The 17,396-nt window shown below is 69.0% G+C and carries 15 protein-coding genes; 8 read left to right on the top strand and 7 right to left on the bottom strand.

The genetic code is table 11. The features are described from left to right. Positions 1-3 precede the first annotated feature (3 nt). From SJY11_RS14370 to SJY11_RS14360, 3 genes are all read right to left on the bottom strand, one after another. A complete protein-coding gene (locus SJY11_RS14370) occupies positions 4-1,095 on the bottom strand; it encodes an alpha/beta hydrolase (RefSeq protein ID WP_376987264.1) in 1,092 nt (363 codons plus the stop codon). A gap of 74 nt (positions 1,096-1,169) precedes the next feature. Then, positions 1,170-1,397, bottom strand: coding sequence for a hypothetical protein (locus tag SJY11_RS14365; RefSeq protein ID WP_376987263.1), 228 nt, complete (start codon positions 1,395-1,397; stop codon positions 1,170-1,172). A gap of 109 nt (positions 1,398-1,506) precedes the next feature. Further along, entirely contained in the window at positions 1,507-3,375 is a 1,869-nt protein-coding gene (locus SJY11_RS14360) for a mechanosensitive ion channel family protein (RefSeq protein WP_376987262.1), read from the bottom strand. Positions 3,376-3,591: 216 nt separating this feature from the next. Here SJY11_RS14360 and SJY11_RS14355 point away from each other — a divergent pair, with 216 nt between their 5' ends. After that, positions 3,592-3,891, top strand: a complete 300-nt coding sequence (locus tag SJY11_RS14355) for a hypothetical protein (protein WP_376987261.1) — start codon at positions 3,592-3,594, stop codon at positions 3,889-3,891. Positions 3,892-3,897: 6 nt separating this feature from the next. On the opposite strand, the gene SJY11_RS14350 is transcribed toward SJY11_RS14355, so the two are convergent. Together SJY11_RS14350 and SJY11_RS14345 are read right to left on the bottom strand one after the other, a co-directional pair. After that, a complete protein-coding gene (locus SJY11_RS14350) occupies positions 3,898-5,811 on the bottom strand; it encodes a sensor histidine kinase (RefSeq protein ID WP_376987260.1) in 1,914 nt (637 codons plus the stop codon). Then, on the bottom strand, positions 5,808-6,464 hold the full coding sequence (locus tag SJY11_RS14345) for a response regulator (protein WP_376987259.1): 657 nt from the start codon (positions 6,462-6,464) through the stop codon (positions 5,808-5,810). The genes SJY11_RS14350 and SJY11_RS14345 overlap by 4 nt, the downstream gene beginning before the upstream one ends. Before the next feature lie 580 nt (positions 6,465-7,044). Here SJY11_RS14345 and SJY11_RS14340 point away from each other — a divergent pair. Genes SJY11_RS14340 through SJY11_RS14315 form a run of 6 tightly spaced genes read left to right on the top strand, consistent with a single transcriptional unit; the run spans position 7,045 to position 12,963 of the window. Beyond that, complete coding sequence (locus SJY11_RS14340; RefSeq protein ID WP_376987258.1) at positions 7,045-9,894, top strand: monovalent cation/H+ antiporter subunit A; 2,850 nt, start codon at positions 7,045-7,047, stop codon at positions 9,892-9,894. Between the two features lies 1 nt (position 9,895). Continuing rightward, positions 9,896-10,279: a Na+/H+ antiporter subunit C gene (locus tag SJY11_RS14335; RefSeq protein WP_376987257.1), complete on the top strand. Its 384-nt coding sequence runs from the start codon at positions 9,896-9,898 to the stop codon at positions 10,277-10,279. Further along, entirely contained in the window at positions 10,276-11,832 is a 1,557-nt protein-coding gene (locus SJY11_RS14330) for a monovalent cation/H+ antiporter subunit D (protein WP_376987256.1), read from the top strand. Before SJY11_RS14335 ends, SJY11_RS14330 begins: the two co-directional genes overlap by 4 nt. A 3-nt stretch (positions 11,833-11,835) precedes the next feature. Continuing rightward, positions 11,836-12,327 (top strand): Na+/H+ antiporter subunit E, encoded by a 492-nt coding sequence (locus SJY11_RS14325; RefSeq protein ID WP_376987255.1) that lies wholly within the window; start codon positions 11,836-11,838, stop codon positions 12,325-12,327. Further along, a complete protein-coding gene (locus SJY11_RS14320) occupies positions 12,324-12,593 on the top strand; it encodes a K+/H+ antiporter subunit F (RefSeq protein ID WP_376987254.1) in 270 nt (89 codons plus the stop codon). The genes SJY11_RS14325 and SJY11_RS14320 overlap by 4 nt, the downstream gene beginning before the upstream one ends. Before the next feature lie 10 nt (positions 12,594-12,603). Then, positions 12,604-12,963, top strand: a complete 360-nt coding sequence (locus SJY11_RS14315; RefSeq protein WP_376987253.1) for a Na+/H+ antiporter subunit G — start codon at positions 12,604-12,606, stop codon at positions 12,961-12,963. A gap of 113 nt (positions 12,964-13,076) precedes the next feature. On the opposite strand, the gene SJY11_RS14310 is transcribed toward SJY11_RS14315, so the two are convergent. After that, entirely contained in the window at positions 13,077-15,383 is a 2,307-nt protein-coding gene (locus SJY11_RS14310) for a molybdopterin-dependent oxidoreductase (RefSeq protein WP_376987252.1), read from the bottom strand. Between the two features lie 178 nt (positions 15,384-15,561). Then, positions 15,562-16,530 (bottom strand): Bug family tripartite tricarboxylate transporter substrate binding protein, encoded by a 969-nt coding sequence (locus tag SJY11_RS14305; RefSeq protein ID WP_376987251.1) that lies wholly within the window; start codon positions 16,528-16,530, stop codon positions 15,562-15,564. A gap of 111 nt (positions 16,531-16,641) precedes the next feature. Between SJY11_RS14305 and SJY11_RS14300 the strand changes: the two genes are divergently transcribed. Continuing rightward, a complete protein-coding gene (locus tag SJY11_RS14300) occupies positions 16,642-17,325 on the top strand; it encodes a GntR family transcriptional regulator (protein ID WP_376989329.1) in 684 nt (227 codons plus the stop codon). Positions 17,326-17,396 lie beyond the last annotated feature (71 nt).

Below are 17,396 nucleotides of genomic sequence, written 5' to 3'. Positions count from 1 at the left end.
TCCTCACAGGGGTGGACCGGGGATGAGGGCATCGCCCAAAAGCGTCACGGAGCGGCCGAAGGTCTCGATGCGCTCGTTCAGGGAGGATCCCTCCTGCCGGCCAGACCCAGCTCCGCTGGCGATCGCCCGTCCGATTGTCGCGATGGTGGTGCCGTCCCCAAACGCCTTGTTGTGGTTGCGGCCAACGCCGCCAGCAACCGCTGACAGATCATGGGCCTCGATGCCGAGACCGCGGAACTGGCCGAGATCGGTGTTTTCGCCCGCGCGGATCTTGCCGCCGAACAGGCGCCGCGACAGGCCCAGCGCATAATCGTCCCTTGAGGCATAAAGCACGATGCGGGACGTGAGCGGCCGCAGCCGCGCGATCTGGGTGCGGAACACATCCATGTCGACATCGGGCGCGGCCAGCACGATCGTCCCCAGCCGCGCCAGCGTCTTTTCATCCTTGGCAATGGCGAGTTGGCGCAGCGATTCCAGCGTCAGCCAGTTGCCCATCGAATGAGCGAAGACATCGATGCCGTCGATACCCGGATCGCGCGCCAGCCGCGCCAGCAGCTCAGCCATCGCGTCCCGGCTGAAATTCGCGGAATCCTTGTCGTAGCCATAGTCGCGGACCTCGCCGCGCGAGGGCCAACTGAACAAGACGGGCAATCCGCCATAGCCGGTGTCGTCGACGATCTGGGCGAGGCGCACGACCGCCTCGTCGAACTGGGTGTTGTAGCCATGAGTGAAGACCAGCGCCCGGCGCCGCGTCTTCAGCTCACTGCGCGCGAACCCGGCGAAACCGTCGGCGTCGAGTTCGCGCGCCGCGATGAGCGCGATATGCTTGTCAGGGTCGGGGCTCTCGGGATTGGTGGGAACCGAGCCCGGCGCCCGCCCCTTCGGCAGCGACAGGATCAGGCTGGCATAGCGCGCTTTATCGCCGCGCTCGCCCGAGAAGAGGTGCCCCGGCTGATCGGGAGCCGGGCTCCGTGTCGTCACCGCCAGCACCGTGCGGGTCTTGCCCTCGGCTGGCAGCTTTGCCACCGGCACCAGCAAACCGCGGCCAAGCCCGGCGCAGCCCCCTGCCGCCAGCGCCAGCAGCGCGGTCCCCATCAGTATCATCCGGCCCGACCTGCTCCGCATCGGCATGTTTCCCCCAGCCGCCTTCGTCGATCGACCGGAGCCGGTCAGCCGCCGCGCGCCTCGACAACCTTGCGGCAATCGGCGGAGAGTTTGGCCTTGTTGTTGCGCAGGCAGCCATTCATCGGCTGCGGCTGGCCAATGAAGGAGGCGCAGAGCTTCTGCGCGTCCGAGCGGCAAGCCATCTGTTCGGCGCGCGTCGGGCCCGACTGGGCGCCGGCCAAGGACGTGCCCGCGACGAGGAAAGCGCAGGCGAACAGTGTCGATGTCTTCATGGGTCGATCCTTTCTCGGGTGGAAACCGCGCCGCGGTCGCGTGACCGGCGAGCCTCCTGACCATGGCGCGATGCGCCGCTCCCGCCCATGCCATGTTCATGGGGAGCGCTCATGCGGCAGCCCGGGGTCCGGCCTCCGCAACGGGCACGGCACTCGACAGCGCATCCGTCGTGACGGTGACGCTGCGGCGGATGCCGGGTATGGCGAGCTCGTCGATCGCCTCCTCGACCAGCCGCTGGATCAGCGCCCGGCCACGCTCGGCGCTCGCGGCCCCGATGCTGAACGCAAGCACCAGCGAGGCGCTCTCGCTCTCCGCGGGCTGGTCAAGCTTGGCTGCGATGTCGCCGACGATGGCCTGACGGATCGGCGTCTCGCTGCGCAGGGCGGCAGCGGCCTGACGCGTGAACAGCATGATGTCGTTGCGATCCGGCGCGCGGTCGAGCGCGACGGTGACGCTCAGGCGCACCAGCTTGCGGCTGTGATTGGTGACCGCCCCGAGTTCGCCGAGCGGAATGGTGTGGAGCCGGCCATCGTCCTCGCGCAGGCGGATGCTGCGAAGGTTGATCTGCTCGACGAGGCCGCGCCGGTCACCGACCTCGACCGATTCGCCGATCCGGAAGACGTCGTCGACGATATGGAACACCCCCGAAACGATATCCTTGACCAGAGCCTGCGAGCCGAAGCTGATCGCGAGGCCGACGATGCCGGCGCCTGCCATCAGCGGGGTGATGTCGACGCCGAGCGCCGAGAGTCCGACCAGCGAGAACACCACGCAGATGAGCGTGATCGTGGTGGCTCGCAGGATCGGCAACACCGTCGAGAGCCGGGCGAGGCGCGCATCCCGCTCCTGCGCCGTGCCGGCGGCTTCCGTCGGTGTGAGCGCCGCCTCGGTCCAGACATGAACGAGCGCGGCGCAGGTGGCCCCCAGCACGAACACGATCGACGCGAAGTTAAGCCGGTAGCCGAGCATCTGCCCGCCATCGGCCGGGAGCCAACCGAAGGATCCGACCAGCCAGAATTCGAGACCGATCCGCAGGATCATCACCGCGGCGAGGCTGTCGATGACCACGCGCAGCACGAAGAGCTGCCGCATCTCGGACGGCTGGCGCGAATCGCGGATACTGACGGCCACCGCCCGGTCGAGCGTGAGCGCCAGCAGCAGCACCACGATCGTCCCGACGGCGCCGTGATAGAGCGCGAAGGCGCCACTCACCCAGCCCCAGAGCCAGAAGACGAGGGCAAGCCCGCTGAACCCGATCGCCAGCAGCTTCGCCCCCGCGCCGATGCCGTGGCGCCCCAGCGAAATGAACGTCTGGACCGCTCCTACCGTCAACGCGGCGGCGACGAGGCTGGAGATCAGCTTGGCGGCGTCGCCGCTCAGGCCCGCCCGCTGTGCGGCGGCGAGCAGGACCGCGTGCAGATGGGCGAGCGCGAACAGGATGGCGAAGCGGCGCACCGCCTTGCGCGCGCCCGCGTCGTCGACCCGTGCCAGCCGGAAGCGCTTCATCGCGGGCTGGAAGAGGATGATCAGCAGCGTCAGCCCCATCAGCCAGCGCACCAGCGCGATGACCATGTCGCGCGGCAGCGCCTCGGAGCCCGGCAGGATGCCGAGCCCTCGCACCAGCAGCACGCGTCCCGCCAGCGCCGCCGCCAGCAGCGCCAGGATTTCGAGGCCGGCGAGGCCCGTCATCCCTGCAAGCGCGCTGCGGGCCGCTCCGGTCCGCAGCCGGACTTGCGCCAGCGCACTGCGCGTTGCGACATAGGCGAGCGCGACGATGAGGCAGACCCCGAGAGTGCGCGGCAGCGTCGCCGCCCATTCCGGCCAGCCCCGTTCGGCCACGGCCGCCATCTCGCGCGGCAGCGAAGGCAGAACCGTCAGGGCCGTAACGATCTCGCGATCGGCGATCTCGAAGAGGCGCCGCACCGCATCGAGCGGCGCGATTCCGCTGCGGAGAGCCTCCGCCGCGGCGGCAGGCATGGCTGGTTCCCCCGGCATGGAGCCCTTTCCCTCCGGCCACCCGCATCTCTGCTTACAATGCGTCAGCCAAACGCATCACGCCATCACGGGTGGGACCCCGCCACCCCATTTTCATGGGATACCAATGGCGGACGAACAGTCTCAGATTGCAGCGACGTCGCAAGCGCAAGGTCGTCCGGCCGGGCCGCAGACGCGCAATATAGGGAGCACCAGACCATGGTTCGCATTCCACATTTCACGCGCAGCGGCCTCGGCCTCGCGGCACTCGCCGCGCTGGCGGGCCTGACGCTGGGCGCCGCGCCGGCCGAGGCGGTCGTCTATTGCAAGACGGTGGGCGTGCCGAAGGGCTGCGTCGCGCGCCCCGCTCCGGTCGTGGTCCGCCCTGCGCCGGTCGTGGTCGGTGCGCCCGTGGTTGCCGCTCCGGCCGCCCGCGCGGTCGCGACGCCCTATCGCGGCGTCCGCCGTGGCACGCCCGCCAATCGCGGCGGCCCGGTTAACCGCGTCGGGCGCTTCTAACGCCGCTCAATCCCGGGGTGCGTCGAGATCGGCGAAGCGGCCCGGAAGGTCGAGCGTCACGCATGTGCCCTCCGGACCGGAGACGATCGCGAGCTGCGCGCCGCAGCGTTCCGCCCGTCGGCGCATATTGGCGAGGCCCCGTCCGGCCAGGGGCGGGGTCTGGCTGCCGGCCGGCGCTTCGAAGCCCCGGCCGTCGTCCCGTACGCTGATGCGGCCGCGATGACCGTCCGCCGTGGCGACGGTCTCGATCGCGACCGTGATCGTGCCGGCACCGGCATGCTTGACCGCATTGGTCACGGCCTCGTCGAGCAGGCGCAGGATCTGGATGACGTGGCCCGGCCGCAGCTCGGGATGAAGGGGCAGCCCCTGGGGCGTCAGCACCCGCCACGCCAGCGCAATGCTGTGGGCTCGCAACTGCGCCGCGATCCGCTCCCGCCAGGCTCCGAGCGCCAGCATCAGATCCCCGCCGATATCATCCATGGCGTCGATCACGAGGCGCAGATCCTTCAGCGCGGCCCGCGCCGCCTCACCGATCGGCTCAGCTCGCTGGCGCTCGCTCAGCGCGACGATGCTCACGAGCTGGCCGCCGAGTCCGTCATGCAGGTCGCGCATCAGCCGCGTCCGCTCGTCCGCCAGCGCCACGGCCCGCGCCCGCTCCTCGTCCCGCGCCAGGGTCGCTCGCAGCTTGTCCTCCGCCTCGCGCACGAGCGTGACCATGCGCGACGCGAAGCCGTCGACCTGATTCAGGGCACGGGCGAAGCGCCAGGTGAGGCCGATGCCGATCGCGATCACCATGGCCGAGTAGGAGATGCGCGAGAAGAAGATCCGCCGGTCCGACGCGACATCGAGGATCGAGAAGATATCAAAGGCCCAGAAGAATAGGACCACCGTCACCGCGCTCCCGAGCACGAGGGTGATCATGTCACGCCGCCGCAGGAAAACGAGCGCGATGATCACCGCCGTCAAAACGAGACAGAACATAACGGTGAACGGCCCAAGCAGGAGATAAAGTCTGCGAACCGGCACGGGACCAGCCAACAGGCCCACGACGGTGATGATCAGCCCCGGCAGGAACAGCAGTGCTGCGGCCCGCGGCAGCCTGAGCCCCAGGAAGAGAACGAAGAACACCACAGCGAAGGCGCTCTCGAGCGGTGCCGATGCGATCAGCACGGCATTGAGCCCGCCATAAAGCGACTGCCCGCTCGGCGCGGAGATGAAGGTCTGAGTCACGCCGAGCGCCATCGAGGCGGCGAGCGCTCCATATTCCGGCTCGTGCCGCCGCATCAGCCACATCATGCCGAGGATGACGGCCAGGATGCTCTGCCAAGCTGCCAGAACCACAGGAAGCGTCTCGAAGAGCAGCACCCGCCGCTCATAGGCCGGCCGCAGTGCTGCGTCCGGGCCGACATAGACCCGGTCGAGGAAACCGGTCAGCGGCCCCCAGACCAGGAGCCGGACCGTGATTTCGTTGACACCAGGGCGCAGCAGCACGGAGGGGACGACCGCGATCTCCGGCGTGCTGCGGTCCGGCCGATTGGCCGAGGGAGTGCGGCGGCTGTCGATCATCGCGACGCCGTTGACGGCGACCACGACCCCGTTGGTGAAGCGGGGCAGCATCACCGCCCACGCGTCCCCCTCCAGGGCCGGACCCTCGAAGCTCAGCCTGAACAGCGGCGGATCGTCCATGGTGAAGCGCACATCGAGATGGTGCGGCAGTTGCACGGTGCGTCCGGCCGGCTCGAGCCGCGCCTGCGTCAGCGCGTAGCGCGCCGGCGGCTCGGGCGCCGGCAGCGCGGCGAGCAGCAGGCAGAGCCCGACAACGACGGACTGCAGCGCGAGATAGGCCCCCAGCCACAGCGCCGTCCGCGGCGCGCTCGCGGGCGCCGCGAGCGCCTCCCGGCCAGCCGGCGCCTCGCTCACAGCCGGATCAGACCCTGCTGCAGCGCCTCAAACACCGCTTCGCCGCGCGTATTGACCTCGAGCTTGCGGTAGATGTTCTTGATGTGGCCGGGCACCGTCTGCCGCGACAGGCCAAGATGCCCGGCGATGTCGGCATAGCTGAAGCCCTTGGCGATGCCCCAGAGGATGTCGATCTCGCGCGGCGTCAGCCGTGCCGTGTTGAGCCCCTGGGGGGCCGGGGCTGGGGCCATGGCGGGCTGCGCCTGGGTACGCCGCACGATGAAGCGCGCGATCGATGCGGAGATCGGCGAATGGCCGGCGACGAGATCGCGCACGGTCGCTGCGATGTCGGGCGGGAAGGCATCTTTCAGGAGATAGCCGGTGGCGCCCTGGCGGATCGCGGCGATCACGCTCTCCTCGTCCCCGAGGATCGAGATCACCATGATCTCCGTCTCGGGATGGCGCTGCCGCGTCTCCCGGATCAGGTCGAGGCCATGGCCGTCGGGCAGTTGCAGATCGGTCAGCAGCACGCGCGGCGCCGCTTCCGACAGGCGGGCCCGGGCCTCCATGACGGTCGCGGCGGCGGTGACGGCGAATTCTTCGGTCGCCCCCAGCGCGTCCTGGAGGCGCCAGCGCGTCGGCGCGTCATCCTCGACGAGCAGCACCTCGATCATCCGCCGCCTACCCCCCTGCCCTGACGCCGGTGCCCCGCCACGGCCGGTCCCGCTCCTGTCAGGGCCGGTTGATCCTAGCCGGGGGCAGCCTGCGGCGACAGCCCATGTTCATGGGGCGGCGGCGAGCGGCTCGTCGCGCCTGTTGCAGGCTTCAGCCATCGATCGTATACGCCTACCGGGTGCTTCGTCCTCCGAGCGGACGGGGCAGGTACTGCGCCGGTCGGGCCGCCAGCGCGGAGACTCGTGCCCTATGCCGACCCTGAGGCCATCGTGCGCCACTGCTCTTGATTGTTCGCTGCGTCGGGCTTCCCGCACGGACCGCATGCCGTTCGCCGACCAATTTCCCTTCACACCGCTCGGGGCTGTCGGTCCCTCGCGGGACTGCCGTCGGGGCGAGGCCATTCTCGCGGATTCACTGATCGCAGCCGCGATGGGCAGCCCAACACCATCAGGGCCGACCGGATCATGTCGCTACGTTTCACAATATTGAGCCCGGCTGCCATGCTATATCTCGACAAATGCTAAAAGAGCCAATTACTGTCTATAAAGTCGCGACGATGATCGACGGGGCCGTTGTTATATGAATCTGTGGCTGATCCCGCTGGTGCCGTTCTTCGCCGCGGTCTTTCCTCCGTTGACGATCCGCTCTGGCCGGAATGTCTGCGCCGTGGTGACGGGCCTGGCGACGTTGCTCGCCCTCGCGCTGCTGCTGTCGCATGCGCCGGCCGTCTATCGTGGCGAGATCGTCCAGGCGCGGCTGGACTGGCTGCCGCAGCTCGGGCTGTCGTTCTCGTTCTTCATCGACGGCCTCGGCCTGTTCTTCGCCACGATGATCCTCGGCATCGGCCTGCTGGTGATCGTCTACGCGCGTTATTACCTCAGCCGCAACGACCCGATGGGGCGCTTCTACGCCTATCTGCTGCTGTTCCAGGGCGCGATGGTCGGTGTCGTCCTGTCCGACAACATCCTGCTCCTGCTGGTGTTCTGGGAACTGACCAGCCTGACCTCGTTCCTGCTGATCGGCTATTGGCGGCACCTGCCCGAGGCGCGGCAGGGCGCACGGATGGCGCTGGTCGTCACCGGCGGCGGCGGGCTGCTGCTGATCGCCGGCATGCTGATGCTGGGCAACATCGCCGGATCCTACGACCTGTCGGTCATCCTGCAGCGAGGCGATCTGATCAAGGCCTCTCCCCTCTATCTGCCGATGCTGCTGCTCATCCTAGGCGGCGCCTTCACAAAATCGGCCCAGTTCCCGTTCCACTTCTGGCTGCCGCATGCGATGGCGGCGCCGACGCCGGTGTCGGCCTATCTGCATTCAGCCACGATGGTGAAGGCCGGCGTCTTCCTGCTGGCGCGCCTGTGGCCGGTGCTGGCCGGCACCGATGCCTGGTTCCTGATCGTGGCGCCCGTGGGTCTCGTCACCATGCTGGTCGCGGCCTGGATCGCGATCTTCAAGGATGACCTCAAGGGGCTGCTGGCGTTCTCCACCGTCAGCCATCTCGGGCTGATGACGATGCTGCTGGGCTTCGGGACGCCGATGGCGGCGGTGGCCGCCACGTTCCACATCCTCAATCACGCCACCTTCAAGGCGGCTCTCTTCATGGGCGCCGGCATCGTCGACCACGAGACCGGCACGCGCGACATCCGGCGGCTCGGCGGTCTCATGACGCTGATGCCGATCACCGCGACGCTGGTGCTGATCGCCTCTGCGTCGATGGCAGGCATCGCGCCGCTGAATGGCTTCCTGTCCAAGGAGATGATGCTCGAGCAGGCCCTGCAGACCTCCTATGCCGGCATTCCCTGGCTGTTCCCCGTGCTGGTCGGTCTGGCGACGCTGTTTTCGGTCGCCTACTCGGTCAGGCTGGCGGTCGCCGTCTTCTTCGGCCCGCAGCGGCACGACTACCCCGCCCACCCGCATGATCCGCCGGCGGGCATGTGGCTGCCGGTTGCGGTGCTCGTCGTGCTGGTGGTGGCGATCGGGCTCCTGCCGGCGCTGATCGCCGGGCCGATCGTCGCGCGCACGGCGATGGCCGTCATCGGCGGTCCGCTGCCCTCCTATTACCTCGCGCTCTGGCACGGGGTCACACCGGCCCTGCTGGTCAGCATCGCGGCGCTCATCGCCGGCACGGCCCTGTTCCTCGCCTATCGCCGAGTCGAGGCTTTCCGTCTGTCCCTGCCGCGCCCCGATGCGAAGACACTGTTCGATCGCGTCATCCGCCGGCTGGTGGCGGGGGCCGGCTGGAGCATCGCGCGCTCTCATACCGGATCACTGCAGCTCTATTTCGTCGTCATCCTCGCCGCCGTGCTCGTGCTGGCGGCCGGCGGGTTCTGGAGCGCCTCGCATGGGGGCGGCGCGCGGGCCACGCTGCCGATGTCGCTGCCGGCTGTCGTGGCCTGGTTCGCACTCGTCGGGGCCAGCCTTGTGGCGGCGCTGCGCCACCATGATCGCGTCTTTGCGCTGATCCTGACGAGCGTCGTCGGCCTGGTCGTCTCGCTCGCCTTCCTGCAGTTCTCGGCGCCGGATCTCGCGCTGACCCAGATCTCCGTCGACGTGGTCACGACCGTGCTGCTGCTCCTGGCCCTAAATCTGCTGCCGAAGACGACGCCGAAACAGAGCAGCCTCGCCTTGCGCTGGCGCGATGCGGGCATCGCGACGGTGGCGGGCCTCGGTGCCGCGGGACTGGTCTATGCCGTGATGACGCGGGGCTTCGAGACCATCTCCACCTATCATCTGGAGCAGTCGAAGCCCGGGGGCGGCGGCACCAATGTCGTCAACGTCATCCTGGTCGACTTCCGCGGCTTCGATACCTTTGGCGAGATCATCGTGCTCGGCATCGCCGCGCTGGCGATCTTCGCGCTGCTGGACCACCCCTTCGGACGACCCGCGGCGCGCCGGCTGGCGAGCATCCGTTTCGCGGAAGAGGCTCGCGACGCCCACCCCCTGATGCTGGTGGTGGCGACGCGGGCGCTGCTGCCGCTGGCGCTGACGGTGGGCGTCTACATCTTCCTGCGCGGGCACAACCTGCCGGGCGGCGGCTTCATCGCCGGTCTCGTCGTCGCGATGGCGCTGATCATGCAGTACATGGCCAGCGGCTATGTCTGGGCTAATGCCCGCGCCCGCCTCGACTCCCAGGCGATGATCGGGGCCGGCATCGTCATCGCCGGCCTGACCGGCATCGGTTCCTTCGTGTTCGGGCGCCCCTTCCTGACCAGCTCTTTCGACTATTTCTCGCTGCCGCTGGTCGGGACGTTCGAACTGGCGACGGCGATGGCCTTCGATCTCGGCGTCTTCCTCGCCGTCGTCGGTGCGGTGCTTTTGTCGCTGTCGCAGATCTCGCGTGTCCAGCAGCGCGCCGAGCGCTCGCCCGCCACCGACCATCCGATGGACATCGTGCTCGACGCCGACACGGCCGTGGCGAAGGAGGTCTGACGTGGAACTGCTTGTCGCCAGCGCCACGGGCGTGATGACGGCGGTGGGGATTTACCTCCTGCTGCGCGCACGGACCTTCCCAGTCATTCTCGGACTGACCTTCCTGACCTACGCGGTGAACCTCTTCCTGTTCGCGATGGGCCGCCTGACGATCAACCAGCCGCCGGTCATCAGCGCGCTGGCTTCAGCCTACACCGACCCGCTGCCGCAGGCGCTCGTCCTCACCGCGATCGTCATTTCCTTCGGCATGACGGCCCTGATCGTGGTGCTCGCCCTGCGCGGCTTCCTGGAGTCGGGAAGCGACGAGGTCGATCTCGCTGTGTCCGGCGAGGGCGACGCGGCCCGGGTCCGGACCGACGAAGACAAGGCTCCGCTGCCATCATGAACAACTGGATCGTTCTGCCCACGGTTCTGCCGGCGATGACGGCAGCGCTGCTGATCCTGGCGCTGCCCCATCACCTCAAGCATCAGCGCGTCGTCTCGGTCGCCTCCACCATTCTGGCGCTGGCCCTGGCCATCGGCCTGCTCGTGCTCGCCGGCGACGGGACGCCGCGGGCTTATTTCCTCGGCAACTGGCCGGCCCCCTTCGGCATCGTGCTCGTGCTCGACCGGCTGTCGGCCATCATGCTGCTGCTCAGTGCGGCGCTGGCGCTGATGGTGGCGGTCTATGCCTGTGCCGGCTGGGACAAGCGCGGGCGGCATTTCCATGCCCTGCTGCAGTTCCAGCTGCTCGGCGTCAACGGCGCCTTCCTGACAGGCGACCTGTTCAACCTGTTCGTCTTCTTCGAGGTCATGCTGATCGCCTCCTATGGGCTGATGCTGCATGGCGGCGGCGCACCGCGGCTGAAGGCGGGCTTCCACTATGTCGCGATCAACCTGATCGCCTCGACGCTGTTCCTGTTCGGCGTCGGCCTGATCTACGCGATCACCGGCACGCTCAACATGGCCGATCTGGCGGGCAAGGTCGCGGCCGTGTCCGCGGACGACCAGGCGCTGCTGAAGACAGGAGCGATGCTGCTGTTTGCGGTCTTCGCGACCAAGGCGGCGCTGGTGCCGCTGCACTGGTGGCTGCCCAGCGCCTATGCGGCGACATCCGCGCCGGCCGCGGCCATGTTCATGATCATGACCAAGGTCGGCGCCTATGCGATCATCCGCGTCTACGGGCTGATCTTCGGCGCGGATGCGGGGCCGCTGGCCGCCATGGTCGCGCCGATCGTGATTCCGGCGGCAATCGTCACGCTGATCGTCGGCGCCATCGGCGTGCTCGCCAGTCGCAATCTGCGCGATCTCGTCTGCTTCTCCGTCGTCGCCTCGATGGGCAATCTGCTGATCGCGGTGGGGCTGTTCGACGGTCCCGGCACGACGGCGGCGCTCTCCTACCTCGTGCACAGCACCCTGACGGGCGCCGCCCTGTTCCTGCTCGTCGACGTGATCTCGCAGCGGCGCGGCCAGCACCTCGACAGGCTCGAACCCGCGCCGGCGATCGCCAACGAGACGCTGCTGGGGGCGATGTTCTTTCTCGGGGCCATCGCCATGGTCGGGATGCCGCCCTTGTCGGGCTTCATCGGCAAGCTGCTGATCCTCGACGCGACGCGCCAGGCGCCGCAGGCACCGCTGATCTGGGCGGTCATGCTCGGCGCGAGCCTGCTGATGATGATCGGCTATGCGCGCGCCGGCTCGATGATCTTCTGGAACAACACCGAGCCGGTTCCGTCTGCGGGCGGAGCGGCAGTCGCGAAGGCGCCCGGCCTGACCGGGATCACCCTCGTGCCGTTCGTCGTCATCGCCCTGCTGCTGGCGGCCACGGCGACGCTGTCGCTGGGCGCCGGCCCGTTCACCCGCGCCTTTGCGGCGACGTCGGATCAGCTGCTCGACAAGGCCGGCTATGTCCGCGCGGTGCTGTCGCCCACCGCCGGCGCCGGCACGGGGGGGAATTAGGCCATGGCTCTGCGCGTGTTCCCCCACCCTCTGCTGTCGGTCTGGATCGTCGCGGTCTGGGTCCTGCTCGCCAATGAGGTGACCTTCGGCCATCTCGTGCTGGGGCTGATCCTGGGCATCCTGATTCCGCTCGCCACCAGCGCCTACTGGCCGGGGCGCCCGCGCGTGGGTGCGCCGCTGATGATGATCGAGTTCATGCTGGTCGTGCTCTGGGACATCGTCGTCTCCAACATCCAGGTCGCGTCGCTCATCCTGTTCCGCCGCGGCGACAGCCTGCACTCGCGCTTCATCACCCTGCCGCTCGACCTGAAGTCGCCGGAGGCGATCACCGTGCTCGCGGGGACGATCACGATGACGCCCGGCACGGTCTCGGCCGATGTCAGCGCCGACGGCCGCGCCCTGCTCGTGCATTGCCTGGAGACCGACGAAGCGGAGGCGACGATCGCCCAGATCAAGCAGCGCTACGAGCGCCGCCTGAAGAGGATCTTCGAATGATCGCAACCGCCTGTCTGATCGCGCTGGCTGCCACCAGCCTCGCCATTCTGCTCAATCTGTACCGGCTCGCGATCGGCCCCGACGTCACCGACCGCGTCCTCGCGCTGGACACGATGGTCATCAACGCGATCGGGCTGATCGTGCTGCTGGGCATCTATTACGGCACGACGATCTATTTCGAAGCCGCGATGCTGATCGCCATGGTCGGCTTCGTGACGACCGTGGCGTTCTGCAAATATCTGCTCCGTGGCAATGTGATCGAATAGGACACGCAGCATGTACTGGATCGGCGAAGCGGCCGTCACGGCCTTGATTCTCATCGGAGCCTTCTTCCTGCTCGTCGGCTCGTTCGGGCTGGCGAAGCTGCCCGACCTGATGCGGCGCCTGCACGGGCCCTCCAAGTCGACGACGCTCGGCATCGGTTCGCTGCTGATCGCCTCGATGCTGTATTTCGCGATCGCGGGCGATCATATCTCGTTCCACGAACTGCTGATCACCATCTTCCTGTTCCTGACCGCCCCGGTGACCGCCCATATGCTCGCCAAGGCGCATATCCTGCGGTCGCAGACCGACCGGGCCAGCCTGCCGCCGACGAACCGGCCCAGCGGCTGGGCGACCCTCGACGTCGAGAAATGAGGGTGGCCGACGCGAGCGGGTCATCGCGCGGCCGCGCTCGAGGCCATCGCACCCGTCGCGTCAGCTGACGGGCGCGCGGCAGCCTGCTGCCGTTTTGCTGCGCTCGTTCGCGCTCAGGCCGCGCGCGGTGGGTCGTGGGCCTGGATCGGCGGCAGATTGCCGGTGTAGCGCTCGATCTGCACGGTGGTGAGCTGGCCCGTGCAGCCCTGCGCCAGCGCCGAGGTGCCGATGTCGCGCGTCAGCACATTGGGATTGCCGTGCACGCAGAGCGACTTCTCCTCGCTCGGATCGGCGGGGTCGTACCAGGCGCCGGTCGGGAGCTGGACCACGCCGCGACGGATGCCGTCGGTCAGCCGCACGGCGGCGAGGCAGGCGCCGCGTTCGTTGAACAGCCGGGCGACGTCACCCTCCGCCAGGCCGAGCTGCGCCGCATCCTCCGGGTGCAGGCTCGCGACCTCGCGACCGCGCCGCTTGGCGCCGTCGCTGTGGCCGCCGAAGTCGAACTGGCTGTGCAGGCGCGTGCGGGGCTGGTTGGCGATCAGCACGAAGGGGGCGGCCGCGTCGGGAACGGCGATCGGGCCGAGCCAGGTCGGATGCCCCGGGCAATCCGGCTCGCCGTAGCCGGCGATGGTTTCGCTGGCGATCTCGAGCCTGCCGCTCGGCGTCGGCAGCGGCCGGCCCTCGGGGTCGTCGCGGAAAGCGCGTAGCCGCCCGCCATCGTCGGCGAGTTGCGGCAGGTCGATGCCCTCCCCGGCCCAGAACGCGGCGAAGTCCGGTGCCGGCCGGCCCATCGCCGCCAGCGCCTGGCGGGTGGGCTCGTAGAGATGCTCCAGCCACTGCCGCACGCTGCGGCCCTCGGTGAACGCCTCGCGTGCACCGAGCCGTTCGGCCAGATCGGCGAAGATGGCGTAATCGTCGCGCGCCTCGCCGAACGGCGCCGCGACCGGGCGCATCGGCAAGAGCAGCGGGTCGTTCGAGCTGGCGCCGATGTCCTCGCGTTCCAGCGTCATGGTGCATGGAAGAACCACATCTGCATGACGGGCGGTCGCCGTCCAGGCCAGTTCGTGGACGACCAGCGTGTCGAGCCGGGCGAAGGCGCGGCGCAGGCGGTTGAGGTCCTGATGGTGATGGAAGGGGTTGCCGCCGGCCCAGTAGACCAGCTTGATCTCGGGGTAGCTTCGGGTCTGGCCGTTGTAGCGGTAGCTGCCGCCGGGGTTGAGCAGCATGTCGGCGATGCGCGCGACCGGGATGAAGTCGCTGACGCCGTTGCGCCCCTGCGAGAAGGTCGGCACCGGCACCGCGTTGAAACGCCGGCCGTAATAGGCGATCGCGCCGAGCGCATAGCCGTAGCCGCCGCCCGGCAGGCCGATCTGGCCGAGCGCGGCGGCGAGCACCATGCCCATCCAGACGGGCTGCTCGCCATGCTCGGCGCGCTGCAGCGCATGGGCGACCACGATCAGCGCGCGCCGTCCGTGCAGCCGGCGCGCCAGCGCGACGATCTCGTCCGCCGCGACGCCGGTGAGCGGCGCCGCCCAGGCCGCATCCTTGGCGATGCCGTCGGTCTCGCCCATCAGATAGCGCTCGAACACCGGCCAGCCGACGGTGCAGCGCTCGAGGAAGGCGCGGTCGTGCCGTCCCTCGGCGACGAGGGTATGGACCAGCGCCATCATCAGGGCCGTGTCGCTGCCCGGCGTCACCGGCAGCCATTCTGCCTTCGCTTCGTCGGGCAGATCGGAGCGCAGCGGGCTGACCAGCACGAACGCGCAGCCGCGGTCCGCAGCCCGCTCCATGGCGCCGCGCTCGACATGCTGGCTGACGCTGCCGCCCGCGACCATCGAGTTCTTCAGCGCCATGCCGCCGAAGGCGAGCACGATCTCGCTGTGCTGCGCCGCCTGCTCCCAGGAGACGTTGCGCTTCGTCAGATCCTCGTAGTCGCCGATGATATGGGGCACCAGCACCTGGGACGAGCCCGAGGAGTAGCTGTTGACCGATTTCACATAGCCGCCGCAGGCAGTGTTGAGGAAGCGGTGGATCTGGCTCTGGGCGTGATGGAAACGCCCGGCGCTGGCCCAGCCATAGGAGCCGCCGAAGATCGCCTGCGGGCCAGGGCCGTCGCGGAGGCGCCGCAGTTCGCCGCCGAGCCTGTCCAGCACCTCGGACCAGCTCATCGCGACATAGTCGTCCGACCCGCGGCGCGAATCCGGGCCGGGCCCGTTCTCGAGCCAGCCACGGCGCACCATCGGCCGGGCGATCCGGGCGCGGTGGCGCAAAGCGGCGGGGAAGTTGTCGATGATCCGGTTGGGATCGGGATCGCCCGGATGAGGCCGCACCTCCAGCGCGCCATCGCGCATGCGGGCGGAGAACACGCCCCAATGCGAGGTGTGCGGCTGGAACTCGGTATCCGGGTCTTTCGGGATCATGGCGAAGGCGCTCCTGGCGACCGCGCCCAGGGCCTGCGATCGGCCCGGCAGCCGACGCGGTCGGTGGTGCGACTCTAGTGGCCCGGCAGCCCGGTCGTAACCGGGCTGCGGGCGGGTGGCGGTTGCGCGCGCAGCGGGTCGGGCGCGGGCCGGCGCGAAGCCCGCCCCGCCGCCCCTGCTACTGCTTCGGCACGTCCTTCAGCACCGCCTCCCAGCGCTCAACCTCGGCTTTCACCAGTTGGCCCAGATGCGCGGGGCCGCGGATGGCGGCCGGAGGAACCGGCACGGCCAGCCCCTCGAAGCGCTTGGCGACGAAGTCGGAGGAGAGGCTGGTGTCCAGCGCGGCGACCAGGCGCGCCACGATGGCGGGGCTGGTGTCCTTGTGGACGGCGAGCGCGTTCCAGACCTTCATGCCGAAATCGGGAAGGCCGGCCTCCGCGAAGGTCGGCACGTCCGGCGCCTGCGGCAGGCGGCTGTCGCCGGTCACCGCCAGAGCCGTCACGGAACCGGCGGCATGCAGCGGCAGCAAGGTCGCCGTCTGGTCGATGACGCCGTCGACGAAGCCACCGAGCAGATCCTGGATCGCCGGCCCCGCGCCCTTGTAGGGCACGATCGTCGCCTTCAGCCCCGACAGGTGAAGCAAGAGCCGGGGCGCCAGATCCGAGGTCGCGCCGAAGCCCGCCGTGCCGAAGGTCACCTTGTCGCCCTGCTCCTTGACCCGGGCGACGAAAGCCTTGAGGTCGGCGACCCCGCTCTTCTTGCTCGCCGCGATCACCATCGGCACGTCGGCGACCAGCCCGATGGGGGCGAGATCAGTGCGGGGATCGTAGCGCTGGTCCTTGAACAGCGCCCGGCTGGCGGCCATCGGGCCCATATTGCCGAACAGCACGGTGTATCCGTCCGGCTCGCCGCGGGTCACCCGTTCCGTGCCGATTCGCCCCCCGGCGCCGCCGACATTCTCGACAATGACGTTCTGGCCGAGCGCCTTGCCCATCTCCTCGGCGAGGATGCGGGCGAGCACATCGGTGGTGCCGCCCGGTGCGAAGGGCACGAGCATCGTCACCGGACGGGCCGGATAGGTCTGCGCCGCGGCGGGTGCGATCGCCAGCGTGACCGCGGCCGCCAGGCCGAGCAGAAGCGTTTTCATGAATCCTCCCGTGAAGATTTTTTGCTGAATTGCCTGCCATCAGACAATCTGACAGTCCTGGGGTCAAGCGTGGAGATTGACGGCGTGCCCGCGCCCGGCAATGTGTTCGTCATGAACGAGATGAACCTTCGCATCCCGCGGCAGGCGGCCACGCTGCGTCTCCTGGTGGAGGACCGGATCCGGGAAGCGATCGCCTCCGGGCATTTCCGGCCGGGCCAGCGGCTCGTCGAGCGCGAACTCTGCGAGCAGATCGGCGTCGGCCGGACCTCGGTGCGCGAGGCGCTGAGGCAGCTCGAGGCCGAGGGGCTCGTCGTCACCGTGCCCCATCGCGGGCCCGAGGTCTCCTCGATCAATTTCGACGAGGCCCGCCAGCTCTATGACGTCCGGGCGCTGCTGGAAGGCTTCGCCGGGCGCGCTTTCGCCGAACAGGGCAGCGAGGAGGCCCTCGCCGAGCTGAAGCAGGCCGTGGCCGGCTTCCGGCAGGCGGCCCGCGACGGCGACCGCGCCCAACTCGTGGCGGCCAAGACGCGCTTCTACAGCGTGCTGATGGAGGGGGCGGGCAACATCTTCGTCAAGCAGTCGCTGACGATGCTGCACAACCGCATCACCCTGCTGCGCTTCACCTCGATGACGCAGCAGGGCCGGCTCGACGACAGCGTCGCCGAGATCGAGGCAATCTATGAGGCCATCGCGGCCCGCGACGGAGCCCGCGCCGATCAGGCCTGCCGGCATCACATCGCGATGGCGGCGAAGGTCGCGCTCGCCGTGCTCGAGCGCGAGCCTCGCCGCGGCTGACGCCGCGAATTGACAGATTGTCTGATAGCGCCCAGAAATCCGCCGGACGCCGCGCCGCCCTTGGCGCGACG

The sequence above is a fragment of the Allobosea sp. R86505 genome (genome assembly GCF_042466375.1).
Lineage (GTDB): Bacteria > Pseudomonadota > Alphaproteobacteria > Rhizobiales > Beijerinckiaceae > Allobosea.
This window is presented reverse-complemented; position numbering and strand designations above follow the sequence as displayed.